This window comes from Streptomyces sp. BJ20 (genome assembly GCF_022869105.1).
GTDB lineage: Bacteria > Actinomycetota > Actinomycetes > Streptomycetales > Streptomycetaceae > Streptomyces > Streptomyces griseoincarnatus.
The window spans coordinates 3,105,264-3,132,117 of the sequence record NZ_CP094918.1 but is presented as its reverse complement, the minus strand read 5'-3'; the positions used below and the strand labels follow the sequence as shown (position 1 = coordinate 3,132,117).

Sequence of the window (26,854 nt, the reverse complement as noted above, 5' to 3'; positions counted from 1 at the left end):
GCCGTCGCCGGCGCGGGACGCAGTCCTGAGGCGCCGGTCGGGGTGCTCAGGCCCGTGGCCCGCCCGGTCGGCGCAGGCCGCGACGCGGCTCAGCGCGGGACGCGGTCCCGGAGGGCCGTGCGCCAGGCGGGTGCGGGGACGGCCGGGTCCGGGTCGGGGCGGCGGCCGCCCCGGTCGAAGAAGTCGGCCAGCGGGAGGATCGCCGCGCCGACCGTCACCGCGTCCGGCCCGAGTCTGCCGAGTTCGATCGTGACCCGCTCCGCCGGATGGCGCAGCGCGTACGACAGGGCGTGGCGGCGTACGGCCGGCAGGAAGCGGGAGCCGAGCTGGAGGCCGGCCCAGCCGCCCATGAGGATACGTTCCGGCTGGAAGAGGTTGATCAGGTCGGACAGGCCCGCGCCCAGGTACTCGGCGGTCTCCTCCAGCACCGCCAGGGCGACGGGGTCGGGGTCGGCGCCGTCGGCCGGATAGGCGGCGGCGAGCATCGTGGTCAGCGCCGTCTCCTCGTCGGTGTCCACCGGGACCCGGCCGCCCTCCTCGCGCCAGCGGGCGAGCAGCGACTCCGCGCCCGCGTACGCCTCCAGGCAGCCCAGCGCGCCGCACCGGCAGCGGCGGCCCCGGACCCGCACGGTCAGGTGCCCCCACTCCACCGCCCGGCCGTGCCGCACCTCGGGGGTGACCAGGCACGCGCCGACACCGGAGCCGAAGAGGACGACGAGGGCGTTGCCCGCGCCGCGTCCGGCGCCGAACCACATCTCGGCCTGGCCGAGCGTCCGGGCGCCGTTGTCGATGAAGTAGGGCACGCCGTCGGGCAGCGGGGAGCCGTCGCGGAGCAGGGACTCCAGCGGGACCGCGTCCCAGCCGATGGTCTGCCCGTGCACCACCGCGCCCCGGTCGGCGGTGCGCTCGACGATGCCGGGTACGCCGATGCCGACGCCGAGGAGCCGCTCGGGTGCCAGGTCCGCGACGGCGAGCACCTCGTCGATGCCGGAGCGGATGTGGTCCACGATGACCTCGACCTCGTACCGCTGCTGCTCGAGGGGCCGTTCGGTGCGGGCCAGCTCGGTGAGGGCGAGGTCGAAGAGCTCGACGCGGACGCGGGTCTCGCCGACGTCGACGCCGATCATGTGACCGCTCGTCGGGGCCACGCGGAGCAGGGTGCGGGGACGGCCGCCGTCGGAGTCCACGCTGCCTGCCTCCTCGACCAGCCCGTCGGCGATCAGGTCGGCGACGACGTTGCTGACGGAGCCGGAGCTGAGGCCGGTCGCGGGCCCGAGTTCGAAGCGGCTGAGGGGGCCGTCGAAGTACAGCCGCTGCAGCACGACCGTGCGGTTGGCCCGTCTGAGGTCGCGCACCGTGCGCCCGTTCCCCGCCATGTGGCTCCCCTCCCATGCACCCGGCCCGACCTGCAACATACCCCCGGTCGGCGACCCGGCGCGACTTCCCCTCCCCCTTAGTTCACGATGTGAACTTACTCCCTTCGCCGATCTCCCCCAGCGTGGCCACCAGGTGCGGACCGACCCGCTCCCGGACCCGGCGCGCGTCCTCGGCGCCCACCGCGCGCGGCACCGTCTCGGTGAGCATGATCAGGTCGAGGTAGGCGCGGTACAGGGCCAGGCGCAGGCGGGCGTCCTCGTCGAGGAGCGCGGGGCCTGCTTCCTCCGCGTAGCCGGCGAGGAAGGCGTCGTCCCGCCGGATGTCGTCGAGCAGCGCCAGGGAGACGAAGTCGGCGAGGGGATCGCCCCAGAACATCCGCTCCCCGTCGATCAGTCCGCCGATCCGGGCGGGTCCGTCCGGGGCGGCCCGGTCCACCAGGATGTTTCCGGGCCACAGGTCGAAGTGGACCAGCACCGGCACGGTGACGGCGTCCAGGGCGGGAGCGGCGGCGCGGAACACGGCGGCCACCTCGTCGACGGGGAGGGGCAGCCAGGGGCGGTGGTCGCGGGCGTCGGCGAGCACGGCGTCGGTCATCGCGGTGAAGGCGGTCCGCCAGTCGGGGGCGAGCGGTCCGAGGGCGCCCGTGGGGTAGCCGAACGCGGCTCCGGTGACCCGGTGCAGCCGCGCCACCTGGCGGCCCAGCTCCCCGCGCAGGACCTCGCGCTCCTCGCCGGCGGGCGCCGCCTCGGGCCAGGGCACGCCCGGGCACGCGGTGAGCAGCAGGTGCGGTTCGGCGTGGTCCGGGACGAGGGACACGGCGCGCGGCGCGGGCACCCCGGCCTGCTCCGCGCCGGCGCAGAAGTCGGCCTCCGCGACCAGCAGCCGCCGCTCGTGACGCAGTCCGGGCGCGGTCGGCGGGGGCGGGACCTTCAACACGTACCGGGTACCGTCGGACAGGAGGATCTCCTCGACGGTGTTGTAGGTGCCGCCGGCCAGCGGGCGCACCTCGGCCAGGGCGCCGGGCGGCAGGCCGGCGTCCGCGAGCACCCGGCGGGCCCGCTCCCGGGAGTCCCCCATCGCGCCTTCCCCTCCCCCTCGGCGACCGCGGTACAGCGTACGGCGCGCGTCGGTGCGGAGTGCCGGGGCGGTGCGGGGTGGGCGGCGGACCGCGGCGCGGCGGAAAACCGTTGGCTCCGGCGCGGGGCTGGTCCCTACGCTTGGCCGCCGAAAACCTAGACCCCCTAGGTTTGCTGGAACACCACAGGAGACGAGCCATGAGAGCACTCACCGAGAAGGACATCCGCAGTTCGTTCATCAACTGCTCCAAGGGTGAGGCGAAGCGGCTGGCCGTGCCCCGCGACCTGGAAGGGCGGCCGTGGGACGACCTCGACTTCCTGGGCTGGGGGGATCCGGGCGCGCCCGACCGCAGCTATCTGGTCGTCGAGCGGCAGGACCGCCTCGTGGGCGTGGCCATGCGCTTCCAGCCCGCTCAGCGCGGCTTCTTCCACCGCAGCATGTGCTCTTTGTGTCTGACGACCCACCCGCGCGGCGGCGTGGCCCTGATGACCGCCCGCAAGTCGGGTCCGGCGGGCCGGGAGGGCAACTCGGTCGGCGCCTACATGTGCACCGACCTGGCCTGCTCCCTGTATCTGCGCGGGCTGAAGGAGCCGGAGACCGGTGCGCGGTTCGAGGAGAGCCTCACCCTGGAGGAGCAGATCGAGCGCACCCGGAGCAATCTCTTCGCCTTCATCGACAAGCTGTGACCTGACCGGGCTACGGGGTGTGCTCCCGTTGTCCGTCCCCCGGGCGACTGCCGTCACACTGGAACACGTTCGTCACACGCGGGGAGGGGGAACCGTCCGAGGATGCACGTCGTACGCCAGATGACCGCGCCTGCCGTCCGGTTCTTCAAAGAGCATCGTGATCCGCTGACCGTGCAGACGGTGCGGTCGGCGGCCGCGGCGACGCTCGCCTACGTCATCGCCGTCCGGCTGAGCCCGGAGGTCGCGCCGCTCACCGCTCCCCTGACGGCGCTGCTCGTCGTCCAGGTCACCCTGTACTCGACCCTGACGACCGGTCTGCGCCGGGTGAACTCCGTGGTGACCGGCGTGGTGCTGGCGATCCTGTTCAGTCTGCTGGTGGGTCTGACCTGGTGGAGCCTCGGTCTGCTGATCCTCGCGGCGCTGGTCTCCGGCCATCTGGTGCGGGCGGGCGAGTTCGTGCCCGAGGTGGCGATCAGCGCGATGCTGGTGCTCGGTGTGACCACGCACGGCGACACCGCCTGGGCGCGCATCGTGGAGACGCTGATCGGCGCCATCGTCGGGATGGCGTTCAACCTGCTGCTGGCGCCGCCGGTGTGGGTGGAGCAGGCCGGCGAGTCCATCGAGGAGCTGTCCCGCCGGGTGCGGCAGCTGATGCTGCGGATCGGCGAGGAGGCCGCGGGCCGTCCGCCCGCGACGCGCGCGGCGGCCCGGCTCCACGAGGCCCGCCGGCTGGACCACGACATCAGCGAGGTGGACGCGGACCTGCGGCAGGCGGAGGAGAGCCTGCGGCTCAACCCGCGGGTGCGGGAGGGGCTGCTGCACCGGGTGGTGCTGCGCACGGGCCTGGACACGCTGGAGATCTGCACGGTGGTCCTGCGGGTGCTGGCCCGCACCCTCACCGACCTGGCGAAGGAGCGGGAGCCGGAACGTCTCTTCTCGGAGGAGACGGGGCAGGTCTTCGAGCAGCTGCTGGCGGAGATCGCCGACGCCGTGGTGAGCTTCGCGGTGCTGGTCACCACGAGCGTGAGCGCCAACGCCGAGTCGGCGGAGGAGCGGCTCGCCTCGCAGCTGCGGCAGGCGGCCGGCACCCGCGACAGGCTGGCGGAGCTGCTGTTCGAGGAGGCCCGGCGGGACCCGAAGCGGTGGCAGTTGCTGGGCGCCCTGCTGACCGAGGTCAACCGCATCCTCGACGAGATGGACACCGAGCACCGCACCCGGCGGCTGTTCGAGGAGCTGGACCGTCACTCGCGGGAGCAGCGGGAACGGCTTCCGCGGCTCACCCGCATGCAGGACCGGCTGTCCGGTCTGCCGGCGCGCTTCCGCCGTGACCGGGAGGGGAAGCCGGCGGGGCGTCGCTGAGAGGGCGTGTACCGGACGGGAGGCCGGCGACCCGGCCGTGCGGGCGGGGCTCCCTTGCGTCGGACGGGTGGTCGACGCCAAGGTTGCCCGAGGCGAGCGGGACAGGAGACGACCGAAGGTGCGTGTGATGAACAGGGCCGGCTTGAGCAGGCGCCGCTTCGTGGGCGCGTTCGCGGGGACGGCCGCCGGGATGTCGCTGCCCGCCTGCGACGGCGGTCCCCCGCCCTCCGACGCCCCGACCCCGCCGGCGCCGGCCACGGTGACCGGCCCGGACGCGCCGAGTGCGACGCCCTCGGGTCCGCGCCCGCTGTACCTGGGCACGTACACCTCGGTCGACGGCGGCGGCGAGGGTGTCGGGACCGCGACGTACGACCCGGCGACGGGGCGCATCAGCGGCGGGGACGTCATCGGCGGGGTGGGCGACCCGTCGTTCCTCGCGGTGCACCCGGACGGCCGGACACTGTACGCGGTGAACGAGCGGGAGGACGGCGCGGTGACCGCCGTACGGCTGTCCGACCGGGAGGTGCTGGGCAGCAGCCCCACCGGTGGGTCCTCGCCGTGCCATCTGTCGGTGCATCCGGGCGGGCGGTTCCTGCTGACCGCCGACTACGGCTCGGGCACGGTCGCGGTGCACCGGATCGGGACGTCGGGCGCACCGGGCGATCGCACGGACCTGGTCACCCACTCCGAGCCGGCGCCGGGCCCGGGTCAACAGGGCCCGCACGCACACCAGTTCATCACCGCCCCGGACGGCGGTCACGTCCTCGCCGTGGACCTGGGCACGGACACCGTGTACACGTACCGCCTCGACGAGGAGGCGGGCACCCTCACCGAGGTGTCGCGGGCGACCGCGCGGGCCGGCGCGGGCCCGCGGCACCTGACGTTCCACCCGGGCGGGCGGTACGCGTACCTCGCCAACGAGCTGGACGACACGGTGACGGTGTGCGCCTACGAGCCGGTGACGGGGCGGCTGACGATCGGGGATCCGCAGCCGACGGGCTCGGACCCGGAAGCGGGCACCAACTACCCGGCGCAGCTCGTCGTCACCGGCGACGGCCGGTACGCGTATCTGGCCAACCGGGGTCACAACAGCCTCGCCCGGTACGCCGTCGAGGACGACGGGGCTCGGCTGCGGCTGCTCGGCACGGAGCCGGTGGGCGGTGACTTCCCGCGCCACATCGCCCTCTCCCCCGACGGCGGACTGCTGTTCACGGCGAATCAGAGGTCGGGCGACGTCAGCGTGTTCCGGGTGGACGCGGACAGCGGTGAACTGAACTCGGTGGGCGAGCCGTTCGCGTCACCCGTCGCCGTCTGCGCGCTGCCGCTGTAGCGGCCGGGGACAGGAGGCGGCGGCCGCCTGGGAGAGCAGCACGTGCATGCGCTCGGTGAGCTGCGAGACGTCGTCGGCGGGCGCGTGGAACGGCAGCCGTACGTCGCCGTCGGTGCGGGCGCGTTCGATCCGCAGGGTCAGTCCGTGCCGGTCCACGGCGAGCGGCCGAACCCGGACCACCCCCTGGAGGCTCTCCGGGTCCACGAGACGGGTGAGCCGGTCGACGGCGTCGGCGTGGCAGTCCGCGAGGTGGGTCAGGAGCCGCGCCTCGGCGCCCGCCAGCGGGTCGGGCGCGGCGGCGGCGAACTCGTCCGCGCCGACCATGAGCGCGCCGGAGGGCCTGCGGAGGACCACGCGGCTGGGCCGCAGGGCGAGCCTGGCTCCCTCGACGGAGAACCATCCGGCGATCCACACCCGGGAGCGGACGCGGTCGCGCACGGGGACGGGCGCCACGTCGGCGAACTCCAGCACGGCGGACGGCTCTCCGCGCGGTGCGCAGATCGCGGCGGCGAGCAGGGCGCCGTCGTCGGGCACGTCCAGCAGCACCCGCCCGTCGTCCGTGACGGTGTGCGCGCCGACCAGCTCCTCGCGGGTGCCCTCCGCGGTCACCGTGCAGGACCATGCGGCGGCGAGCACGGAGCGGGCCCGCTCGGCCGCGCCCGGCGCGGCGGCCCAGCCGTGCGTGTGGTCACCCATCCCAACCTCCTATTAGGTAAGCCTTGCCTAACCTATCGAAGATCGGGGCGTGCGCCAACCGGCCCCGGCGATCTTTTCGATACCTTTCAGCGCGTTGAGGGCGCGAGAAGGCCCAGCAGGGCGCGTGCGCACAGGTCGCGTACCTGGTCGCGCCCCAGCTGCGCCCCGCGCAGCCACTCCAGACAGACCGCCGTGGTGAACGCCAGCCAGCCGCGCACCGCGAGCCGGGTGTCCGGCCGGTTCTCCAGCACGGGACCGAACTCGGGGTCTGCGGCGAGCGCGGCGAGGATCTGCCGCTCCTGCGCGGCCAGCGCCCGCCGGTAGACCCGCCGCACCGCCTGGTCCCCCGCCGCGTCGGCGCGGTGGAAGGCGCGGTAGCCGTGCGCGTGGGCCTCGACGTACTCCAGGTAGGCGTCGAGCCCGGCGGCGAGCTGCTCCCGTACCGGGACGCCCGGCACGGGTGCCGTCATCCGGAGCATCCGCTCGCTCTCACGCTCCACCACGGCCGCGAAGAAGTCCCGTTTGGCCGGGAAGTAGTGGTAAAGCAGTCCGCGTGACACCCCCGCGATCTCGGCGACCTGCTCGATCCACACCTCGTCGTACGGGCTCTCCGAGAACAACCGCGCACCCACGGCGAGCAGTTGCTCCCGGCGTTCCTCGGTGCTGAGCCGGCGGCGCGCCCGCCCGCCCTGGTCCACGGCCATTCCCGCACTGTAGTTGACGCCGGTCCGGCGGCCGGACCAGACTGTGACCGCGTTATTGAACTCATGTGCAACACGTCGCCACTCGCTCGCCGGACCGAAGGAGACCGTGCCATGGCGGAGACGACGGCACGGGCCGCTGTGCCGAAGGGGTTCCGCAGCGCGGAGCAGGGCTGGCCCGCACTGCACCGCATACCGCACCCGCCGCACCGGCTGCCGCTGCTGGGCGACGTCGTCGGGTCGAGCAGACGCACGCCCGTACAGGACTCGGTGCGGCTGGCCCGGCGGCTGGGCCCGGTCTTCCGGCGCCGGGCCTTCGGCAGGGAGTTCGTGTTCACGTGGGGCGCCGGGCTGGTGGCCGACCTGGCCGACGAGTCGCGGTTCGCCAAGCACGTGGGGCTGGGCGTGGCCAACCTCCGCCCGCTCGCGGGCGACGGCCTGTTCACGGCGTACAACCATGAACCCAACTGGCAACTGGCACACGACGTGTTGGCGCCCGGGTTCAGCCGCGAGGCGATGGCCGGGTACCACCCGATGATGCTGTCGGTGGCGGCGCGCCTGACCGAGCACTGGGACCGCGCGGCGGCGGACGGCCGGTGGGTGGACGTGCCCGGCGACATGACCAAGCTGACGCTGGAGACGATCGCGCGCACCGGGTTCGGGCACGACTTCGGCTCGTTCGAACGGTCGCGGCCGCACCCGTTCGTCACGGCGATGGTCGGCACCCTGTCCCACGCGCAGCGCCTGAACAACGTGCCGCCGCCGCTGGCCCCGCTGCTGCTGCGCCGGGCGAACCGGCGCAACGCCGAGGACATCGCGCGGCTCGGCCACATCGTCGACGAGGTGGTTCGCCGCCGGCGCGCCGACGGGCACGCGGACGGCGATCTGCTGGACCGGATGCTGGAGACCGCGCACCCGGTCACCGGGGAGCGGCTGTCTGCGGAGAACGTACGCCGCCAGGTCATCACCTTCCTTGTGGCCGGTCACGAGACCACCTCCGGCGCCCTGTCCTTCGCCCTCCACCACCTGTCCCTCCACCCGGACATGGCGGACCGCGCCCGCGCCGAGGTGGACCGTGTCTGGGGCGACACGGACACGCCCGCCTACGAGCAGGTCGCCCGCCTCCGGTACGTCCGCCGTGTCCTCGACGAGTCGCTGCGGCTGTGGCCGACGGCGCCGGCGTACTCGCGTGAGGCGACCCAGGACACGGTGCTGGCGGACGAGCATCCGATGCGGCGGGGCGCGTGGACGCTGGTGCTTGTGCCGATGCTGCACCGGGACCCCGAGGTGTGGGGCGCGGACGCCGACCACTTCGACCCGGACCGCTTCGAACCGGCGGCGGTGCGCTCCCGGCCGCCCCACACCTACAAGCCCTTCGGCACGGGCGCCCGCGCCTGCATCGGCCGCCAGTTCGCCCTGCACGAGGCGACCCTGGTCCTGGGTCTGCTCCTCCGCCGCTACGACCTGCGCCCAGACCCGTCGTACCGCCTCCGCGTGACGGAACGGCTCACGTTCATGCCGGAGGGACTGCGGCTGCGTCCGGCGCGGCGCGATCCGCTGCGGGCCGGGATTCCGGCGCGGCGGACGGACAGCGGGACCGCGTCCGGGGGCGCCGGCGGCCCGGCCGGCTGAGCACGAGACGCCGAGGCCGGCGTGGCCGTCGTGTCCCGCCGCGGGGCGTGCCGCCGCCTGCTTCGGCGCGGCTCCGCGTCGGCCCGGACGCGGGTGCCCCCGCTCGGCACGCGATGGCCGGAGCACGGGGTGTGCGCCCCCCGGACAGGGCGTCGCGGAGCCCAGGACCGTGAGGTGAAGGCGCTCGTCACTCGTCCCAGGACACCTCCTCGTCGGGCGGGAGCAGGCCCTCCAGGCGGTCCGGGTCCGCCAGGATGTAGAGGGCCGTGATGCGCCCGTCGTGGACCGTGGCCGTCAGGACCGAGCCGACACGGCCGTCGACCACGCTGACCAGGCCGGGGGCGCCGTTGACCAGAACCATGCGGGCGGTCGCGTTGTAGCGGGAGAACAGCATCGCCGACTCCGCGACACGCTGCGCGCCCCGGAGCCGCTTGGAGCCTGCCACGCCCCGGACCAGCGCGCCCGCGTCCGCGCGCAGCACCACGTCGGGGTGGAGCACGGCGAGCAGTGCCTCGAAGTCGCCGGTGCGCGCGGCGGCGCGGAACGCGTCGAGGGCCTGCCGCTGCCGCGCCGTGTCCGGGTCGGACGGCGGGGCCGAGTCGCGGACGCGGCGGCGGGCCCGGCCAGCGAGCTGACGGGTCGCGGCCGGGGTGCGCTCCACCACCGCGGCGATGTCGTCGAACGGCACGGCGAACATGTCGTGCAGCACGAACGCCAGCCGCTCGTCGGGGTTGAGGGTCTCCATCACGACCAGCAGGGCGATGCCCACCGAATCGGCCTCCAGCGCCTCCTGCTCCGGGTCGACCCGGGACAGCGGCCGGAGCACCGGGTCCGGGACGAACGTGTCGTCCATCGGCTGCTCCCGGCGTGCCGTGCGCGAGCGCAGCAGATCCAGACAGATGCGGCCGGTGACCGTGGTGAGCCAGCCGCCCAGGTTGTCGATCTCGCCGGGCTCCACGCGGCCCAGCCGCAGCCACGCCTCCTGCACGGCGTCCTCCGCCTCGGCGAGCGAGCCGAGCATGCGGTAGGCGACCGCCCTGAGGTGGGCGCGGTGCTCCTCGAAGCTCCGCGCGAGCCGTTCCTCGTCTCCCCCCACGGCGCTCACCTCGGGAACAGCTCGAAGGCGACCGCCGGACGGTTCCCGAACCGCTTCCCCGTCTCCTCGGCGAAGCCCGTCAGCAGCGTGCGCGCGTACGTCTGCGGGTCCTCGTCGGTGAGCGCCTCGATGTAGGTGCGGTGCTCCAGCAGGGAACGCACCGCCCGCTCCAGTCCGGCGGTCGCGTCCACCGCGTGGGTGGGCGAGCTCGAACCGGCGACCGCCACCCAGCGCACGCCGTCCCAGGGTCCGAGGCCCTGGTCGGTCAGCTCCGGGAAGATCCAGCGGTTGCCGGCGTCCCCGGCCGCGTCGAGCGTGGCCCGGCCGACGGCCACGTGGTCCGGGGTGTTCCACGCGGTGCCGCCCCAGGTGTCCCGGTGGTTCAGGGTGATCACCAGCTCCGGCCGGTACCGGCGGATCGCCGCCGCGATGTCCCGGCGCAGGGCGGGGCCGTACTCGATCACCCCGTCCGCGTGGTCGAGAAAGGCGACCTCGGACACGCCCACCACGGCCGCGCTCGCCCGCTGTTCGAGCTCCCGGAGCGGTCCGCACCTGGCCGGCTCCAGCGTGTCGATGCCCGCCTCGCCGCGGGTCGCCAGCACGTAGGAGACCTCGCGGCCCGCGTCGGTCCAGACCGCGATCGCCGCCGCGCAGCCGTACTCCAGGTCGTCGGGGTGGGCGACGACGGCCAGCGCGCGCTGCCAGTCGTCGGGCATGGGTCGGAGTTGACTGTTCGTCGGCTCGGTCATGCTCCGCAGGTTAACCCCCGCCACCGACAGTGCACGGGGCGCGCGGTCAGGCGTCGTCGCGGTCAGACCTCGTCGCGGGCGAGGGCGAGCAGACGGTCCAGGACGCGAGGGCCTCCGGTGCGGACGCCGTCGTGCTCGAATTCGTCGGTGACCCAGGTGCGCAGGCCGTGGACCGCCCGGGCGGTGGCCAGGGAGTGCGCGGTGTCGACGTACATGTCGTCGTGGTAGACGGCCGCCGCGGCCGGGACCTCGTTGGCGGCCAGGCGGGCCGGGTCGTACAGCGGGGTCCAGTCCGTGCGGGCGGCGAGGAGTTCCGCGGTCTCGCGCAGGGGACGCAGCGCCGGGTCGCAGTCGAACATCCAGGGGTGGACCGTCTCGCCGGTGAACAGCACGGGCTCCTCGCCCGCGAGCGCCTTGGCCGCGTCGAACTGCGGGAACTCGGACCGGACCCGCTCGGCGGACCAGGCGGTGGGGCGGGCGTCCTGGGCGTAGATCGCCTCGTGGAGCAGCGCGTAGAGGGGGTGTCCGGCGAAGGACAGCAGGGCCTGCGCCTGCTCCTGGAAGGCGTCGGAGAGCCGCGGGCCGGAGGGGGTGGGGACGAAGGCGTCCTCGAGGAGGTAGTGCAGGCGGTGGCTGCCGTCGCCGCTGCCGAGCATCAGGCCGAGGGACTGGAACGCCTCGACGGTGAACCGGTAGCCGTTCGGCAGGACCACGTCGTGGGTGAGGAGGTGGTCGGCGATGCGGCGGGCGCGCTCGACGTCCCGCGGGTAGCGGGCGTAGTGGGCGGCGACCTTGCGCTCGATGCGCGGGTAGGCGGCCCGGTAGACGTCGTCGGCGTGCGCGTCGAGGGAGGGCAGGCCGCCGGTGATCAGCGCGGTGTCCAGTCCCTCGGGGGCCATGGAGAGGTAGGCGACGGTGCAGAAGCCGCCGAAGCTCTGGCCGAGCACGGTCCAGCGGGCGCCGCCGGTGACCTGCGGGCGGATGACCTCGCAGTCCCGGACGATCGAGTCGGAGCGGAAGCGGGTGAGGTGGTCGGCCTGCTCGGCGGGGCCGCCGCGCAGCGGGAGCGTCTGCCGGTTGGCGGGGGTGGAGGCGCCGGTTCCGCGCTGGTCGAGGAGGAGGACCCGGTAGTCCTCCAGGGCGCGGCCGAGCCAGGCCGGCTTGCCGACGAAACGGTTCGCCCCGAACCCCGGGCCGCCCTGGAGGTACAGCAGCCAGGGCAGGTCCCGGTCGGCCTTGTCCCGGGCGACGACCTCGCGCGCGTACAGCTCGATCGTCTCCCCCGAGGGGTTGTCGTGATCGAGGGGCACGGTGAACCGGCGGTCGGTGAGGACCACTCCGGGCTGGCGGTAGGTGTCGGTCAACGGGACTCCCGGGACGAACGGATTGTCGGGCCGCGACCCAGTTCAGCACATGTTCCTGCGGCCAACGACCCCGGGATCATGAAAAAGTTCCTGAATGCCGGTCAACGCGCCGACAGGCTGGAGCGCCGTACGACCAGCTCCGGGGCGAGCACGACGCGACGGTGCTCGTGCGGGGCGCCGGTGTCCTCGGTCTCCTCCAGCAGCAGTTCGGCGGCCAGCACGCCCATGGTGACGGCGGGCTGCCGCACGGAGGTGAGCGGCACGGCCGCCGCGGCGGCGAACTCGATGTCGTCGTAGCCGACGATGGCGAGGTCGTCGGGGACGCCGACACCCGCCGCGTACATCGCCTGGAGCACGCCGAGGGCGAGCAGGTCGTTGGCGCAGAACACGGCGGTGGGGCGGTGGGCCAGGCCGAGGAGACGGGCGCCGGCGTCGCGTCCGGCGGCGACGTCGAGCCGCTCGGTGGGCAGCTCGTGCAGGCTGTCCGGGCCTAGCCCGGCCTCGGCGAGGGCGTCGAGGGCGCCGGTACGACGGTCCCGGACCTGGTTGAGTCCGGGCGGGCCGCTGACGTACGCGATGGAGCGGTGCCCGGCGTCGACCAGGTGCCGCACGGCCAGTGCGCCGCCGGCCACGTCGTCGACGGAGACGGAGCACTCCGTGGTGCCCTCGGCGACCCGGTCGACCAGCACGAAGGGAATGCCGTGGCGGCGGAACGCCTCGATGTTGCGGCCGCTGGCGTCGGCGGGGGTGAGCAGCACGCCGCGTACCCGCTGTTCGGCGAAGAGGGACAGGTACTCGGCCTCCTCGCTCGGGCTCTGGGCGCTGTTGCAGACCATGACGCCGAGGCCGGCCTGGCGTGCGGCCCGCTCGGCGCCGCGCGCCACGTCGACGAAGAAGGGGTTGCCCATGTCGAGGACGAGCAGGCCCATGATGCGGCTGCGTCCGGCGCGCAGCTGGCGGGCGGACTCGCTGCGGACGTAACCGAGCCGGTCGATGGCGGACAGCACCCGGGCGCGGGTCTCGGCGGCGACCGTGTCCGGACGGTTGATCACGTTGGAGACGGTGCCGACGGAGACTCCGGCGACGCGGGCGACGTCCTTGATACCCACCGACTGGGCCATCGGACAGGGACCTCCAGGGACACGGGGAGACGGGGGCGGCGCGGGCGGGCCCTCACACTACCCGCACGTCCGGCCCTTTTCGGTCACGGGCCGGGCGGGCCCGTGACCGTCAGTCGAGGTGGAAGACCTCGGTGAGCGGGGTCATCGCCTCGTCGGGCCGGGAGCCGTCGAGGGACTCGAAGAAGGGCGCCATCTCGGTCTGCCAGCGGGCGTTGACCCCGGTGGCCTCCATGCCGGCCTTCGCCGCCTCGAAGTCGTCGGTCTCCAGGTAACCGACGAGGAGGCCGTCGTCGCGGAGGAAGAGGGAGTAGTTGTGCCAGCCGGTGGCCGAGAGCGCCTCGCGCATCTCGGGCCACACGGCGGCATGGCGTGCGCGGTACTCGTCGATGCGGTCCTGGCGGACCTTGAGCAGGAAGCAGACGCGTCGCACGGAGGGCCGCCTTCCGGGAAGCAGCTCGAGGGGTCAGAAGTCGAACTGGTCGACGTTCTCGGCGTTGAAGACGGTGGGCTTGCCCAGGTTGATCACGCCGTCCTTGCCGATCGTGTACTCGCCCATCGCACCGGCCGTGAACGTCTCGCCCTCCTGGCCGGTGATCTGGCCGGAGGCGAGCGCGATCGCGGTGCGGGCGGCCAGCTCGCCGAGCTTGGCCGGGTCCCACAGCTCGAACGCCTCGACGGTGCCGTTCTTGACGTACGTGCGCATGTCGTTGGGGGTGCCGAGGCCGGTGAGCTTGACCTTGCCCTTGTACTTGGAGCCGGACAGGTACTGGGCGGCGGCCTTGATGCCGACGGTGGTCGGGGAGATGATCCCCCTCAGGTCCGGGTACTCCTGGAGCAGGCCCTGGGTCTGCTGGAAGGACTGCTGCGCGTCGTCGTTGCCGTAGGCGACCTTGACCAGCTTCATGTCCTTGTACCGGGGATCCTCGAGCTCGTCCTTCATGAACTCGATCCAGGTGTTCTGGTTGGTCGCGGTCTGCGCGGCGGACAGGATCGCGATCTCGCCCTTGTAGCCGATCTGTTCGGCGAGCAGCTGCACCTCGGTGCGGCCGAGATCCTCGGCGGACGCCTGCGAGACGAAGGCGTCACGGCAGTCGGCCTTGGTGTCGGAGTCGTAGGTGACGACCTTGATGTCGTTCCTCATGGCCTGCTTGAGCGCGGTGCACAGGGCGCCGGGGTCCTGTGCGGAGACGGCCATCGCGTCGACCTGCTGCTGGGTGAGCGTGTTGACGTAGGAGACCTGGCCGGCGGTGTCGGTGGCGCTGGTGGGGCCGACCTCCTTGAAGGCGGAGCCGAGCTCCTTGACGGCCTTCTCGCCGCCCTTGTCGGCGGAGGTGAAGTAGGGGTTGTTGACCTGCTTGGGCAGGAAGCCGACGGTGAGGCCCTTCTTGGTGGCGGCGTCCGGGTCGGCCTTGCCGGCGGAGGCGGCGGCGCCGCCCTCGTTCTTGACGTCCTCCCTGGTGGTGCCGCCGCACGCGGTGGCGGCCAGGGCGAGGGAGGTGACGGCGGCGAGGGCCGCACAGGTACGGCGGAGGGTTGCTGTGCGCATGGCGGGTTCCTTGAGGGCGAGGACGGTTCAGGAGGTCGGTGCGGGCGTCTTGCGGTCCGGAGGGGGTGGGGCGGCCGCCCTCCGTCCCGCCCTGGCCGCGGCGATCTGCCGGGCGACGCGCGGGCCGAGCACGGACAGCACGAGGAGCACGCCGGTGACGACGATCTGGGACTGGGCGGAGACGTCCCTCAGGCTCATCACGTTCTGCAGAGCTCCCAGCAGGAACACGCCGGCGATCGCGCCGCCGAGGGTGCCCTTGCCGCCGTCGAAGTCGATGCCGCCCAGCAGCACCGCCGCGACGACGGACAGTTCGAGACCGGTGGCGTTGTCGTAGCGGGCGCTGGCGTAGTGCAGCGCCCAGAACACGCCGGTGAGGGCCGACATCAGGCCGGTCACGGTGAACAGGATCAGCTTCTGCCGCTTGACGCGGATGCCGGCGAACCGGGCGGCCTCCTCGCCGGCGCCGATCGCGAACAGCGACCGCCCGAACGGGGTGGCGTGCAGGGCGACGACGGCGATCGCGAGCAGCACCAGGAAGGGCAGGAAGGCGTACGGGACGAAGGTGTCGCCGATGCGTCCGGCGGCGAAGTCCAGGTAGGCGGAGGGGAAGTCGGTGACCGCGTCGGAGCCGAGCACGATCTGCGCGATGCCCCGGTAGGCGGCGAGGGTGCCGATGGTGACGGCGAGCGAGGGCAGCCCCAGCCGGGTCACCAGCAGGCCGTTGACCAGGCCGCACACGACGCCGATGAGCAGACAGACCGGGATGATCGTCTCGATGGCCATGCCCTGGTTCCACAGGGCGCCCATCACCGCGCCGGACAGCCCGGCGGTGGAGGCCACGGACAGGTCGATCTCGCCGGACACGACGAGCAGCGTCATGGGCAGCGCGATCAGCGCGATCGGCAGGGTGTTGCCGATCAGGAACGACAGGTTGAGGGCGTTGCCGAAGCCGTCGACGGTGGTGAACGACAGCAGCAGGACGACCACGAGCAGGGCGCCGACGACCGTGTCCCAGCGAACGGCGCGCGTGAGGGAGTCAGGCATGGCGGGCGTTCCTCTTCTTCAGGGCGGAGGCCACGCGCAGCGCGACGATCCGGTCGACCGCGATGGCGAGGACGAGCAGGACGCCGTTGATGGCGAGCACCCACACGGAACTGACGCCGAGGGCGGGCAGTACGCTGTTGACCGAGGTCAGCAGCAGCGCGCCGAGCGCGGCGCCGTAGACGCTCCCCGAGCCGCCGGTGAAGACGACGCCGCCGACCACGACCGCGCTGACGACGGTGAGTTCGTAGCCGCTGCCGGTGCCGGAGTCGACGTTGCCGAACCGGGCGAGGTACAGCGCGCCGGCCAGTCCGGCGAGGGCGCCGCAGAAGGTGTACGCGGCGAGGATCCGCCTGCTCACCGGGATGCCGGCGAGCCGGGCCGCCTCCGGGTGGGAACCGAGCGCGTACAGCTCGCGTCCGCCGCCGAAGTGCCGCAGGTAGTACGCCGTCGCCACCAGCACCGCGAGCGCGATCAGCGCCAGGTGGGGCACCGCGGAGATGCCGCCGGAGCCGAAGCCGACGAACCCGCCGGGGAGATCGGCCGCGGTGATCTGACGGGAGCCGACCCAGATGGAGTCGACGCCGCGGATGATGTACAGCGTGCCGAGGGTGACGACGAGGGCGGGCACCTGGCCGAGGGAGACGAGCAGGCCGTTGAGCAGGCCGAAGCCGATGCCGAGCAGGACGGCGAGGGCCACGGCGACGACCGGGTCGCCGCCGTTCTGGAGGTGCAGGCCGGCGGCGAAGGCGCTGATGCCGAGGGTGGAGCCGACGGACAGGTCGACGTTGCGGGTGATGACCACCAGGGCCTGGCCGGTGGCGACGAGGACCAGGATGGCCGCGTTCAGCAGCAGGTCCTTGACGCCCTGCTCGGACAGGAACTCGCTGTTGCCGGCCTGGGTGACGGCGATCATCACCAGGAACACGGCCAGGATGGCGAGTTCGCGCATCTTGAAGACGCGGTCCACCAGCCGGGTGGCGCCGGCCTTCGGCACCTCGGCGACGGGGGCTTCGTCGGGAGCGGTGACCGTCATGCCGTGCCCCTTTCGTTCGCTTCTCCGCCCGTGCGGCGCGGAGGTGCGGGCGTCGTGTCCGTCTGCGGGCCGGTGGCCGCAAGCGCTCCCCCACTGCCTGAAGGGCGTGGGCGGTGCCCCCGTCTCACGCGGCCCTCCCGGTGGCTGCGGCCATCACGGTTTCCTCGGTGGCGTCGGAGCGGGGGATCTCGGCGGTGAGCCGGCCCTCGTGCATCACCAGCACGCGGTCGGCCATGCCGAGGACCTCGGGCAGGTCGGAGGAGATCATCAGGACGGCCACGCCGTCGGCGGCGAGCTGCGACAGCAGCCGGTGCACCTCGGCCTTGGTGCCGACGTCGATGCCGCGCGTGGGCTCGTCCACGATCAGCACCTTGGGGCGCGTGGCGAGCCACTTGGCGAGGACGACCTTCTGCTGGTTGCCGCCGGACAGCGTGTTCACCGTGTCGGCGATACGGGCGTACTTGACGCGGAGCTTCACGGCCCAGTCGAGCGAGCGGCGGCGTTCGGCCCCTCGGTCCATCAGCCCGGCCCTCACGGTGACGCCGAGGCCGGTGAGGCCGATGTTGCGCTCGATGGACATGTCCATCACCAGGCCCTGGGCGCGCCGGTCCTCGGGGACCAGGGCGAGTCCGGCGGCCATCGCGGTGGACGGGGAGCCGTTGGTGAGCCTGCGTCCGTCGACCTCGACCTCGCCGGCGTCCCGGCGGTCGATGCCGAAGACCGCGCGGGCCACCTCGGTGCGTCCGGCGCCGACCAGTCCGGCGAGCCCCACGATCTCGCCGCACCGCACCTCGAAGGAGACGTCGGTGAAGACGCCCTCTCGGGTGAGGCGACGCACGCTCAGGGCGGCCTCGCCGGGTGTCACGTCCTGCTTGGGGTAGAGCTCGGCCAGGTCGCGGCCGACCATACGGCGGACCAGGTCGTCCTCGGTCATCCCGTCGAGGGGTTCGCTCGCGATCCAGGCGCCGTCACGCAGGGTGGTGACCCTCCGGCAGATCTCGAAGATCTCCTCCAGGCGGTGCGAGACGAACAGGACGGCCGCGCCCTGGTCGCGCAGCGCGCGGACGACGCCGAAGAGTCGGGCGACCTCGCTGTTGGTGAGGGCGGCGGTGGGCTCGTCCATGATCAGGACGCGGGCGTCGAAGGAGAGCGCCTTGGCGATCTCGACGATCTGCTGGTCGGCGATGGACAGTCCGCGGGCGGGCCGGTCCGGGTCCAGTTCGACGCCGAGCCGCTTCATCAGGGCGGTGGTGGCGTCACGCGTCGCCCGGTGGTCGATCCGGCGCAGGGCGCGGCGGGGCTGACGGCCCATGAAGATGTTCTCGGCGATCGACAGGTCGGGGAAGAGGGTCGGCTCCTGGTAGATCACGGCGATGCCGGCGTCGCGGGCGTCTCCGGGGCCGTGGAAGACGACGGGCGCGCCGTCGAGCAGCACCTGGCCGGCGTCCGGCCGGTGCACTCCGGCGAGCGTCTTGATGAGCGTGGACTTGCCGGCTCCGTTCTCCCCGGCCAGGGCGTGCACCTCCCCGGGGAACAGCTCCAGGGAGACGTCCCGCAGCGCGCGGACCGCGCCGAAGGACTTCGAGATGCCCTTGAGCGCGAGAACCGGGGCCGGACCCGTGTCGGACGGGTGGGTCATGAGGGCTCCTCGACGACGTCGCCGGGGCGGCCCTGACGACGTCATGAAAGGTTTCAACCGGATTGCCGGGACGTTAGGCGTGTCCCGCATGTCACGTCAATGGGTCACGGTCGAAAAACTTTCGGCGGGTTCGGGTCACGCCCAGGTCACGGGAGAAGGCGAGGGTCGGAGGGGTTGACACCCCTTCGGGGGGCACCTAGCTTCGCGTTCTGAATCGTTTCACTCTCTGGTCGTTACGACCTGATGTCACAGGAGCCCTGACGTGACCGAGCGCGCCGCGGTGAAAGCCGTTCTCAAGACCCAGGCAGTCGAGACGCCGTCGTGGGCGTACGGCAACTCGGGCACCCGGTTCAAGGTGTTCGCGCAGCAGGGCGTCCCGCGTGATCCGATGGAGAAGCTGGACGACGCGGCCAAGGTGCACGAGTTCACGGGTGTGGCGCCGACCGTGGCGCTGCACATCCCCTGGGACACGGTCGACGACTACGCGGCGCTGGCCCGGCACGCCGAGGACCGCGGACTGCGGCTCGGCGCGATCAACTCCAACACCTTCCAGGACGACGACTACCGGCTCGGCTCCGTCTGCCACCCGGACGCGTCCGTGCGCCGGAAGGCCGTGGACCATCTGCTGGAGTGCGTCGACATCCTGGACGCGACCGGGTCGAAGGACCTCAAGCTGTGGTTCGCGGACGGCACCAACTACCCAGGGCAGGACGACATCCGGGCCCGGCAGGACCGGCTGGCGGAGGCGCTCGCCGAGGTGTACGAGCGGCTCGGGGACGACCAGCGGATGCTGCTGGAGTACAAGCTGTTCGAGCCGGCGTTCTACACGACGGACGTCCCCGACTGGGGGACGGCGTACGCGCACTGCCTGAGACTGGGGCCGAAGGCACGGGTGGTGGTGGACACGGGGCATCACGCGCCGGGCACGAACATCGAGTTCATCGTGGCGACGCTGCTGCGGGAGGGGAAGCTCGGAGGGTTCGACTTCAACTCGCGGTTCTACGCCGACGACGACCTGATGGCCGGCGCGGCCGACCCGTTCCAGCTGTTCCGGATCATGTACGAGGTGGTCCGCGGCGGCGGGTTGTCGGGGGACGTGGCGTTCATGCTGGACCAGTGCCACAACGTGGAATCGAAGATCCCGGCGATCGTGCGGTCGGTGATGAACGTGCAGGAGGCCACCGCCAAGGCGCTGTTGGTCGACCGGGACGCGTTGGGGGCGGCGCAGCGGGCCGGGGACGTGCTCGGCGCCAACGCCGTGTTGATGGACGCGTTCAGTACGGACGTGCGTCCGCTTCTTCGGGAGGTGCGGGAGGAGATGGGGCTGGATCCCGATCCCATGGCGGCGTACGCGCGGTCGGGGTGGGCCGAGAAGATCGTGGCCGAGCGGGTGGGGGGTGAGCAGGCGGGCTGGGGGGCGTAGGCGTCTGCCGGGTTCCTGTTTCGTCACCGGGCGCGGGTGCGTCGTGGTTGAGCGCGCAGTTCCCCGCGCCCCTGAGGACCTGTGCTCACCCCTCTTCACAAGGACTGGTCGTCATGGTCAACAGCGAAGTCGCTGCTCTGCTTGTTCGGGCGCGTCGGCTGGGGAGCGATCCCCGGAACACCAACTACGCCGGAGGGAACGCCTCCGCCAAGGGGCGTGAGGTCGACCCCGTCACCGGGGGCGATGTGGAGCTGATGTGGGTCAAGGGGTCCGGTGGGGATCTCGGAACCCTGACCGAGGGCGGGCTGGCCGTGTTGCGGCTGGACCGGCTGCGGGCGCTCGCCGACGTGTATCCGGGCGTGGAGCGCGAGGACGAGATGGCCGGCGCGTTCGACTACTGCCTCCACGGCAAGGGCGGTGCCGCGCCGTCCATCGACACCGCGATGCACGGGCTCGTCGACGCCGCCCACGTCGATCATCTGCACCCCGATTCGGGCATCGCGCTGGCGTGTGCAGCCGACGGGGAGAAGCTGACCGCCGAGTGCTTCGGCGACACCGTGGTGTGGGTGCCGTGGCGGCGGCCCGGGTTCCAGCTGGGGCTGGACATCGCCGCCGTGAAGGCCGCGCATCCGCAGGCCGTCGGGTGTGTGCTCGGGGGGCACGGGATCACCGCGTGGGGTGACACCTCCGAGGAGTGCGAGCGGAACTCGCTGCACATCATCCGCACCGCCGAGCGGTTCCTCGCCGAGCGGGGGCGGCCCGAGCCGTTCGGGCCGGTGGTCGAGGGGTACGAGGCACTGCCGGAGGGCGAGCGGCGGGCGCGCGCGGCGGCTCTCGCGCCGTACGTGCGGGCGCTCGCCTCGCAGGACCGGCCGCAGGTGGGGCACTTCGACGACTCCGAGGCAGTGCTGGACTTCCTGGCGCGGGCCGGGCATCCGCGGCTCGCGGCGCTGGGGACGTCGTGCCCGGACCACTTCCTGCGCACCAAGGTGCGTCCGCTGGTGCTGGATCTGCCGCCGTCCGCGCCGCTCGACGAGGTGGTGACGCGGCTGGAGGAGCTGCACGCGGACTACCGACGGGAGTACGCCGCCTACTACGAGCGGCACGCGGAGCCGGACTCCCCCGCGATGCGCGGCGCGGACCCGGCGATCGTGCTGGTGCCGGGCGTCGGCGTGTTCAGCTTCGGCAAGGACAAGCAGACGGCGCGGGTGGCCGGGGAGTTCTACCTCAACGCGATCAACGTGATGCGCGGGGCCGAGGCGGTCTCCACGTATGCGCCGATCGAGGAGTCGGAGAAGTTCCGCATCGAGTACTGGGCGCTGGAGGAGGCCAAGCTGCGGCGGATGCCGCCACCGAAGCCGCTGGCCACCCGGGTGGCCTTGGTGACCGGCGCGGGCAGCGGGATCGGGAAGGCCATCGCGCGGCGGCTGGCCGCCGAGGGCGCGTGTGTCGTCGTGGCCGATCTGAACGGGGAGAACGCGGCCCGCGTCGCGGAGGAGCTGGGCGGTCCTGACAAGGCCGTCGCGGTGACCGTGGACGTGACGGACGAGGAGCAGATCGCCGCTGCCTTCCGGGAGGCCGTGCTCGCCTTCGGCGGGGTGGACCTGGTGGTGAACAACGCCGGTATCTCCCTCTCCAAGCCCCTGCTGGAGACGTCCGCGAAGGACTGGGACCTCCAGCACTCCGTCATGGCCCGGGGTTCGTTCCTGGTGTCGCGGGAGGCGGCGCGGGTCATGACCGCGCAGCGGCTGGGCGGCGACATCGTGTACATCGCCAGCAAGAACGCCGTGTTCGCGGGCCCCGACAACATCGCGTACTCGGCCGCCAAGGCCGACCAGGCCCACCAGGTGCGGCTGCTGGCGGCTGAGCTGGGTGAGCACGGCATCCGGGTCAACGGCGTCAACCCGGACGGCGTGGTGCGCGGTTCGGGGATCTTCGCGGGCGGCTGGGGTGCTCAGCGGGCGGCCGTCTACGGGGTGCCGGAGGAGAAGCTGGGCGAGTTCTACGCGCAGCGGACGCTGCTGAAGCGGGAGGTGCTGCCGGAGCACGTGGCGAACGCCGTGTTCGCGCTGACCGGCGGCGACCTCACCCACACCACCGGGCTGCACGTCCCGGTCGACGCCGGCGTCGCCGCCGCCTTCCTGCGATGAGCGGCGGCGCGGGGGCGTACGCGGCGGTCGATCTCGGCGCGTCCAGCGGGCGCGTCATGGTCGGCCGGGTGGGGCCCGGCATCCTGGAGCTGACGGAGGCGCACCGGTTCCCGAACCGGCCGGTGCGGGTGCCGGAGGGGCTGCGCTGGGACGTGCTGGGGCTGTACGCGGGGGTGCTGGACGGGCTGCGGGCGGCCGGGGCCGTGGACTCCGTCGGCATCGACAGCTGGGCCGTCGACCACGGACTGCTCGACGCCGACGGGGCGCTGCTGGGCAACCCCGTGCATTACCGCGACGGGCGGACCGACACCGTGGCGGAGAAGGTGTGGGCGACCGTGCCGGCCTCGGAGCTGTACGCGGCGACCGGGCTGCAGTACGCGCCGTTCAACACGCTGTACCAGCTCGTAGCGGCGCGCCGCACACGGCAGTTCGCGCAGGCGGAGCGGCTGCTGCTGATGCCCGACCTGCTGGCGTACTGGCTGACCGGGGAGCAGGGCACCGAGCTGACCAACGCCTCCACCACGCAGCTGATCGACCCGCGCACCCGCACCTGGGCGCACCCGGTCGCGGAGCGGCTGGGCATCGACCTGGGGCTGTTCGCGCCGCTGCGTCAGCCGGGCGATCCGGCGGGGATGCTGCGGCCCGAGGTGCTGGAGGAGACCGGGCTCGCCGGGACGGTACCGGTGACGGCGGTCGCCTCGCACGACACGGCGTCGGCGGTTGCCGCGGTACCGGCGGACGGTGAGCGGTTCGCGTACATCTGCACCGGCACCTGGTCGCTGGCCGGTCTCGAGCTGGACGCGCCCGTGCTGACCGAGGAGAGCCGGGCCGCGAACTTCACCAACGAGCTGGGGCTCGACGGCACGGTCCGCTACCTGCGCAACATCATGGGGCTGTGGCTGCTCCAGGAGTGCCTGCGGGCCTGGGGCGAGCCGGATCTGGGCGCGCTGCTGCGGGAGGCGGCCGGGGCGCCGGCACTGCGGTCGGTGGTGGACGCCGGGGACACCGCGTTCCTGGCGCCGGGGCGGATGCCGGAGCGGATCGCCGAGGCGTGCCGCGCCTCGGGCCAGCCGGTGCCGGACTCCCCCGCCGCGACCGTGCGCTGCGTCCTCGACTCGCTCGCCCTCGCCCACCGCACCGCCGTCGAGGACGCCCAGCGGCTCGCCGGACGTGCGGTGGACGTGGTGCACGTGGTGGGCGGCGGCACCCGCAACGCGCTGCTGTGCCAGCTGACCGCCGACGCCTGCGGGCTGCCGGTGGTGGCCGGGCCGGCCGAGGCGGCGGCGTTCGGCAACGTGCTGGTGCAGGCCCGCGCCCAGGGTCGGGCCGGTGACCTCGCCGGGATGCGGCGGTCGCTGGCCGGCGCCCAGCCGCTCGCGCGGTACGAGCCGCGCGGCGACACCCGGCGGTGGAAGGCGGCCCGCGCCCGGCTCGCCGGTTGCTGACCGGGTCTCCCCGGGACGCCCGGACCCGCACTACCCTGCCCCACACCCGATGATCGACCGGACGAGGAGCCGCGATGCGTGTCGCCCTGTTCCTGACCTGCGTCAACGACACGCTCCATCCCGACACCGGCCGCGCCGTGGTGAAGCTGCTCACCCGGCTGGGCGTCGACGTCGACTTCCCCGAGTCGCAGACCTGTTGCGGTCAGGCCCACTACAACACCGGGTACCGGCACGAGACGGAGCCGATGGCCCGTCACTTCGCCGACGTCTTCCGCGACCACGACGCGATCGTGACGCCCTCCGGGTCGTGCGGGGCGATGGTGCGGGAGCTGTACCCGCGGATGGGGGAACGGGCCCGGTCCGAGGGGCGTGGGGACGGTCTCGCGACAGTGCTGGCGCCGGTCGTGCAGAAGACGTACGAACTCACCGAGTTCCTGGTGGACGTGCTGGGGGTGACGGACGTCGGGGCGTACTACCCGCACCGGGTGACGTACCACCCGACCTGTCACGGTCTGCGCTCCCTCGGGCTGGGCGAGCGGCCGCTGCGGCTGCTGCGCGCGGTGAAGGGACTGGAGCTGCTGGAGCTGCCGGGCGCGGACGAGTGCTGCGGGTTCGGCGGGACGTTCGCGCTGAAGAACGCCGACGTGTCGGCGGCCATGGGCGCGGACAAGGTGCGCAACGCCGAGGCGACGGGCGCCGAGGTGCTGTGCGCGGCGGACAACTCCTGTCTGATGCACATCGGCGGCACGATGACGCGGCTGCGGACCGGCATGCGGCCGGTGCACATCGCGGAGATCCTGGCGAGCACGGAGGAGGACCCGGCCGTATGAGCGGAACGTTCGTCGGTATGCCCGCTTTCCCGGCGGCGGCCCGGGAGGCCGTGCGGGACACGACGCTGCGCGGCAATCTGCGGCACGCCACGCACACCATCCGTGCCAAGAGGGCGCGGGCGGTCGCGGAGCTGGACGACTGGGAGCGGCTGCGGCAGGCCGGGAAGCGCATCAAGGACCGCACGCTGCGTCATCTCGACCGCTACCTGCTGCAGTTGGAGGAGTCGGTGACGGCGGCGGGCGGTGTGGTCCACTGGGCCGCCGACGCCGAGGAGGCGAACCGGATCGTCTCCGAACTGGTGAAGGCGACCGGCGAGACGGAGGTCGTCAAGGTCAAGTCGATGGCCACGCAGGAGATCGCCCTGAACGAGGCGCTGGAGGCGCAGGGCATCCATGCGTACGAGACCGATCTCGCCGAGCTGATCGTGCAGTTGGGCAAGGACCGGCCGTCGCACATCCTGGTCCCGGCGATCCACCGCAACCGCGGGGAGATCCGGGAGATCTTCGTGCGGGAGATGGGCGAGTGGGGGCGCCCCGCGCCCGAAGGGCTCACCGACACGCCCGCCGACCTCGCCGAGGCGGCGCGGCTGCATCTGCGGGAGAAGTTCCTGCGCGCCAAGGTCGGCGTCTCCGGCGCCAACTTCATGGTCGCCGAGACCGGCACGCTCGTCGTGGTGGAGTCCGAGGGCAACGGGCGGATGTGCCTCACCCTGCCCGAGACGCTGATCTCGGTGGTGGGCATCGAGAAGATCGTGCCGACCTGGCAGGACCTGGAGGTGTTCCTGCAGACCCTCCCCCGCTCCTCCACCGCCGAGCGGATGAACCCGTACACCTCGATGTGGACCGGGACCACGGACGCGGACGGTCCGCGCGCCTTCCATCTGGTGCTGCTGGACAACGGCCGCACCGACACCCTCGCCGACGAGGTGGGCCGGCAGGCGCTGCGCTGCATCCGCTGCTCCGCCTGTCTGAACGTCTGCCCGGTGTACGAGCGGGCCGGCGGGCACGCGTACGGCTCGGTCTATCCCGGCCCGATCGGTGCCATCCTCAGCCCTCAACTGCGGGGCACCGGCAGCGAGATCGACGCCTCGCTGCCGTACGCGTCCTCGCTGTGCGGGGCCTGCTACGAGGTGTGCCCGGTCGCCATCGACATCCCCGAGGTGCTGGTGCATCTTCGGGAGCGGGTCGTGGAGGGCGGCGAGGCCGTCCGCGAGGGCAACAAGGTGCGGCTGCGGCCCGCGAAGGGCCACGCGGCCGAACGGGCGGCGATGCGCGCGGCCCGCTGGGCGCTCACCCGTCCCGGCGCCCTGCGCACCGGGCAGCGGCTCGCCTCGCGCACGCGGCGGCTGCATCCGCGCACCCTGCCGGGGCCGGGCAAGGCGTGGAGCGGGACCCGGGACCTGCCGCCGGTGCCGGCCGAGCCGTTCCGGGACTGGTGGCGGCGGACGCGCGGCGGGAAGGACGGTGGAGCGTGAGCAGCAGGGAGCGGATTCTGGGCCGGGTGAGGCGGGCCCTGGCGGACGTGCCGCCGGACCAGGACGCGCCGGTCGAGCGGGACTACCTGCGCGAGCACGGGGAGCGGACCGTCGAGGAGACGGTGGACCTGCTGGCGGAGAACCTGGCGGACTACCGGGCGGTCGTGCACCGCACGGACTCGGAGGAACTGCCTCACCTGATCATGCGGTTGCTCGCCCAGCGGGGACCGCAGTACGTGCTCGTGCCGCCGGGCCTGCCGCCGGAGTGGATGTCGGCCGCGGACCCGACGCGCGTGCACGACCGCGCGGTCAGCACCGCGCGGGAGCTGGACCAGGTGGAGAGCGTGGTGACGGGGTGCGCCGTCGCCATCGCCGAGACCGGCACCATCGTGCTGGACGGTTCCCCCGACCAGGGCAGGCGCCGGATCAGCCTGATCCCCGACCACCACATCTGCGTGGTGCGCGTCCCCGACCAGGTGGTGGCGTCCGTCCCCCAGGCCCTCGAACGCCTGGACCCCGCCCGCCCGTTGACGTGGATCTCCGGTCCCTCCGCGACCAGCGACATCGAGCTGGACCGGGTCGAGGGCGTGCACGGGCCGCGCACCCTGGAGGTCGTGCTGGTCCGGTGAACCACCGTCCGGGGGTGTCGCTGCGTACACCCCCACGACGGGCACTGCGCCCCGTGTGGGCCGCCCGTCTCCTCCCTGGCGTCGTATCCAGGGCACAGGGCGTGCCGGACGGGGAGATGACGATGGTGCGCGACAGGACTCGGCACGACCCGCACACGGCACTCGGCCGCCGAGGCGCTGCACGCGGCGGCGACCGTCGGCACGAGCCTGTACACGGCGCGGCGCGTGCTGCGCACCCCGGCGGCGGTGCGGGCGGTGGGCGCGAGCGCGGGACCGAGTGACCGCGGGACCGAGTGACCGCGGGACCGAGTGACCGCGGGACCGAGTGACCGCAGAACGGAGCGAGCGCGAGACTGGGTGAGCGCGTGACAGAGGGCTGAGCAAGCGCTTAGATAGGTGTCCGGGACTCCACAGGGGTGCCCGGACACCGTCGTTCCCGCGCCCAGCCGGAG

General features: G+C 73.0%; 23 protein-coding genes. 10 read left to right on the top strand and 13 right to left on the bottom strand.

The features are described from left to right. Positions 1–89: 89 nt before the first annotated feature. Both MTR79_RS14150 and MTR79_RS14145 read right to left on the bottom strand, forming a co-directional pair. Positions 90–1,376 (bottom strand): ROK family protein, encoded by a 1,287-nt coding sequence (locus MTR79_RS14150; protein WP_244790484.1) that lies wholly within the window; start codon positions 1,374–1,376, stop codon positions 90–92. Between the two features lie 82 nt (positions 1,377–1,458). Beyond that, a complete protein-coding gene (locus MTR79_RS14145; protein WP_244790482.1) occupies positions 1,459–2,454 on the bottom strand; it encodes an aminoglycoside phosphotransferase family protein in 996 nt (331 codons plus the stop codon). Between the two features lie 197 nt (positions 2,455–2,651). Between MTR79_RS14145 and MTR79_RS14140 the strand changes: the two genes are divergently transcribed. The 3 genes from MTR79_RS14140 (at position 2,652) to MTR79_RS14130 (ending at position 5,829) form a co-directional block, all read left to right on the top strand. Next, positions 2,652–3,140: an FBP domain-containing protein gene (locus MTR79_RS14140; protein ID WP_244790480.1), complete on the top strand. Its 489-nt coding sequence runs from the start codon at positions 2,652–2,654 to the stop codon at positions 3,138–3,140. Positions 3,141–3,242: 102 nt separating this feature from the next. Further along, on the top strand, positions 3,243–4,499 hold the full coding sequence (locus tag MTR79_RS14135; RefSeq protein ID WP_086704008.1) for an aromatic acid exporter family protein: 1,257 nt from the start codon (positions 3,243–3,245) through the stop codon (positions 4,497–4,499). Between the two features lie 127 nt (positions 4,500–4,626). Next, positions 4,627–5,829, top strand: a complete 1,203-nt coding sequence (locus MTR79_RS14130; RefSeq protein WP_189364537.1) for a lactonase family protein — start codon at positions 4,627–4,629, stop codon at positions 5,827–5,829. Here MTR79_RS14130 and MTR79_RS14125 read toward each other — a convergent pair. Both MTR79_RS14125 and MTR79_RS14120 read right to left on the bottom strand, forming a co-directional pair. Next, entirely contained in the window at positions 5,797–6,525 is a 729-nt protein-coding gene (locus MTR79_RS14125; protein WP_048454941.1) for a DUF2470 domain-containing protein, read from the bottom strand. The genes MTR79_RS14130 and MTR79_RS14125 overlap by 33 nt on opposite strands. An 86-nt stretch (positions 6,526–6,611) precedes the next feature. Next, positions 6,612–7,229, bottom strand: a complete 618-nt coding sequence (locus MTR79_RS14120) for a TetR/AcrR family transcriptional regulator (RefSeq protein ID WP_086704011.1) — start codon at positions 7,227–7,229, stop codon at positions 6,612–6,614. 111 nt (positions 7,230–7,340) lie between these two features. On the opposite strand from MTR79_RS14120, the gene MTR79_RS14115 reads away from it, so the two are divergent. Beyond that, a complete protein-coding gene (locus MTR79_RS14115; protein WP_086704012.1) occupies positions 7,341–8,858 on the top strand; it encodes a cytochrome P450 in 1,518 nt (505 codons plus the stop codon). 187 nt (positions 8,859–9,045) lie between these two features. On the opposite strand, the gene sigJ is transcribed toward MTR79_RS14115, so the two are convergent. The 9 genes from sigJ to MTR79_RS14070 all read right to left on the bottom strand — a co-directional run bounded on the left by sigJ (position 9,046) and on the right by MTR79_RS14070 (position 18,450). After that, on the bottom strand, positions 9,046–9,954 hold the full coding sequence (gene sigJ, locus MTR79_RS14110; RefSeq protein WP_244790477.1) for an RNA polymerase sigma factor SigJ: 909 nt from the start codon (positions 9,952–9,954) through the stop codon (positions 9,046–9,048). A 5-nt stretch (positions 9,955–9,959) separates the two neighbouring features. Beyond that, positions 9,960–10,703, bottom strand: coding sequence for a PIG-L deacetylase family protein (locus MTR79_RS14105; RefSeq protein WP_244790475.1), 744 nt, complete (start codon positions 10,701–10,703; stop codon positions 9,960–9,962). Positions 10,704–10,765: 62 nt separating this feature from the next. Further along, on the bottom strand, positions 10,766–12,067 hold the full coding sequence (locus MTR79_RS14100; RefSeq protein ID WP_086704016.1) for an alpha/beta fold hydrolase: 1,302 nt from the start codon (positions 12,065–12,067) through the stop codon (positions 10,766–10,768). Positions 12,068–12,168: 101 nt separating this feature from the next. After that, positions 12,169–13,188 carry a LacI family DNA-binding transcriptional regulator gene (locus tag MTR79_RS14095; protein WP_244790473.1) on the bottom strand — a complete coding sequence of 340 codons (1,020 nt, stop codon included), beginning with the start codon at positions 13,186–13,188 and terminating at the stop codon, positions 12,169–12,171. A 109-nt stretch (positions 13,189–13,297) separates the two neighbouring features. Next, entirely contained in the window at positions 13,298–13,618 is a 321-nt protein-coding gene (locus MTR79_RS14090) for an L-rhamnose mutarotase (protein ID WP_086704018.1), read from the bottom strand. Positions 13,619–13,651: 33 nt separating this feature from the next. Beyond that, positions 13,652–14,734, bottom strand: a complete 1,083-nt coding sequence (gene rhaS / locus MTR79_RS14085) for a rhamnose ABC transporter substrate-binding protein (RefSeq protein ID WP_244790471.1) — start codon at positions 14,732–14,734, stop codon at positions 13,652–13,654. A 27-nt stretch (positions 14,735–14,761) separates the two neighbouring features. After that, positions 14,762–15,778 (bottom strand): ABC transporter permease, encoded by a 1,017-nt coding sequence (locus MTR79_RS14080; protein WP_244790469.1) that lies wholly within the window; start codon positions 15,776–15,778, stop codon positions 14,762–14,764. Continuing rightward, positions 15,771–16,811, bottom strand: a complete 1,041-nt coding sequence (locus tag MTR79_RS14075) for an ABC transporter permease (RefSeq protein WP_244790467.1) — start codon at positions 16,809–16,811, stop codon at positions 15,771–15,773. The genes MTR79_RS14080 and MTR79_RS14075 overlap by 8 nt, the downstream gene beginning before the upstream one ends. Positions 16,812–16,935: 124 nt before the next feature. Beyond that, positions 16,936–18,450, bottom strand: a complete 1,515-nt coding sequence (locus MTR79_RS14070) for a sugar ABC transporter ATP-binding protein (protein WP_244790465.1) — start codon at positions 18,448–18,450, stop codon at positions 16,936–16,938. Positions 18,451–18,712: 262 nt separating this feature from the next. On the opposite strand from MTR79_RS14070, the gene rhaI reads away from it, so the two are divergent. The 6 genes from rhaI (at position 18,713) to MTR79_RS14040 (ending at position 26,402) form a co-directional block, all read left to right on the top strand. Then, entirely contained in the window at positions 18,713–19,873 is a 1,161-nt protein-coding gene (rhaI, locus tag MTR79_RS14065) for an L-rhamnose isomerase (RefSeq protein ID WP_244790463.1), read from the top strand. 113 nt (positions 19,874–19,986) lie between these two features. Then, complete coding sequence (locus MTR79_RS14060; protein ID WP_189364550.1) at positions 19,987–22,023, top strand: bifunctional aldolase/short-chain dehydrogenase; 2,037 nt, start codon at positions 19,987–19,989, stop codon at positions 22,021–22,023. Then, a complete protein-coding gene (locus MTR79_RS14055; RefSeq protein ID WP_244790461.1) occupies positions 22,020–23,468 on the top strand; it encodes a rhamnulokinase family protein in 1,449 nt (482 codons plus the stop codon). Before MTR79_RS14060 ends, MTR79_RS14055 begins: the two co-directional genes overlap by 4 nt. A 74-nt stretch (positions 23,469–23,542) precedes the next feature. Next, positions 23,543–24,298 carry a (Fe-S)-binding protein gene (locus MTR79_RS14050; RefSeq protein WP_244790459.1) on the top strand — a complete coding sequence of 252 codons (756 nt, stop codon included), beginning with the start codon at positions 23,543–23,545 and terminating at the stop codon, positions 24,296–24,298. Then, positions 24,295–25,773, top strand: coding sequence for a LutB/LldF family L-lactate oxidation iron-sulfur protein (locus tag MTR79_RS14045; protein WP_244790457.1), 1,479 nt, complete (start codon positions 24,295–24,297; stop codon positions 25,771–25,773). The genes MTR79_RS14050 and MTR79_RS14045 overlap by 4 nt, the downstream gene beginning before the upstream one ends. Continuing rightward, positions 25,770–26,402, top strand: a complete 633-nt coding sequence (locus MTR79_RS14040; RefSeq protein WP_244790455.1) for a lactate utilization protein C — start codon at positions 25,770–25,772, stop codon at positions 26,400–26,402. The genes MTR79_RS14045 and MTR79_RS14040 overlap by 4 nt, the downstream gene beginning before the upstream one ends. The last annotated feature ends 452 nt before the right edge of the window (positions 26,403–26,854 follow it).

Excerpts from the sequence above, each read along its gene's own strand:
- MTR79_RS14080 (WP_244790469.1), bottom strand. The coding sequence starts at position 15,778 with ATGCCTGACTCCCTCACGCGCGCCGTTCGCTGGGACACGGTCGTCGGC.
- MTR79_RS14115 (WP_086704012.1), top strand. The coding sequence starts at position 7,341 with ATGGCGGAGACGACGGCACGGGCCGCTGTGCCGAAGGGGTTCCGCAGC.
- MTR79_RS14150 (WP_244790484.1), bottom strand. The coding sequence starts at position 1,376 with ATGGCGGGGAACGGGCGCACGGTGCGCGACCTCAGACGGGCCAACCGC.
- MTR79_RS14045 (WP_244790457.1), top strand. The coding sequence starts at position 24,295 with ATGAGCGGAACGTTCGTCGGTATGCCCGCTTTCCCGGCGGCGGCCCGG.
- MTR79_RS14135 (WP_086704008.1), top strand. The coding sequence starts at position 3,243 with ATGCACGTCGTACGCCAGATGACCGCGCCTGCCGTCCGGTTCTTCAAA.
- MTR79_RS14125 (WP_048454941.1), bottom strand. The coding sequence starts at position 6,525 with ATGGGTGACCACACGCACGGCTGGGCCGCCGCGCCGGGCGCGGCCGAG.
- rhaS (WP_244790471.1), bottom strand. The coding sequence starts at position 14,734 with ATGCGCACAGCAACCCTCCGCCGTACCTGTGCGGCCCTCGCCGCCGTC.
- MTR79_RS14095 (WP_244790473.1), bottom strand. The coding sequence starts at position 13,188 with ATGGCCCAGTCGGTGGGTATCAAGGACGTCGCCCGCGTCGCCGGAGTC.
- MTR79_RS14145 (WP_244790482.1), bottom strand. The coding sequence starts at position 2,454 with ATGGGGGACTCCCGGGAGCGGGCCCGCCGGGTGCTCGCGGACGCCGGC.
- MTR79_RS14055 (WP_244790461.1), top strand. The coding sequence starts at position 22,020 with ATGAGCGGCGGCGCGGGGGCGTACGCGGCGGTCGATCTCGGCGCGTCC.
- MTR79_RS14140 (WP_244790480.1), top strand. The coding sequence starts at position 2,652 with ATGAGAGCACTCACCGAGAAGGACATCCGCAGTTCGTTCATCAACTGC.
- MTR79_RS14120 (WP_086704011.1), bottom strand. The coding sequence starts at position 7,229 with ATGGCCGTGGACCAGGGCGGGCGGGCGCGCCGCCGGCTCAGCACCGAG.
- MTR79_RS14075 (WP_244790467.1), bottom strand. The coding sequence starts at position 16,811 with ATGACGGTCACCGCTCCCGACGAAGCCCCCGTCGCCGAGGTGCCGAAG.
- MTR79_RS14130 (WP_189364537.1), top strand. The coding sequence starts at position 4,627 with ATGAACAGGGCCGGCTTGAGCAGGCGCCGCTTCGTGGGCGCGTTCGCG.
- MTR79_RS14060 (WP_189364550.1), top strand. The coding sequence starts at position 19,987 with ATGGTCAACAGCGAAGTCGCTGCTCTGCTTGTTCGGGCGCGTCGGCTG.
- MTR79_RS14070 (WP_244790465.1), bottom strand. The coding sequence starts at position 18,450 with ATGACCCACCCGTCCGACACGGGTCCGGCCCCGGTTCTCGCGCTCAAG.
- MTR79_RS14050 (WP_244790459.1), top strand. The coding sequence starts at position 23,543 with ATGCGTGTCGCCCTGTTCCTGACCTGCGTCAACGACACGCTCCATCCC.
- MTR79_RS14105 (WP_244790475.1), bottom strand. The coding sequence starts at position 10,703 with ATGACCGAGCCGACGAACAGTCAACTCCGACCCATGCCCGACGACTGG.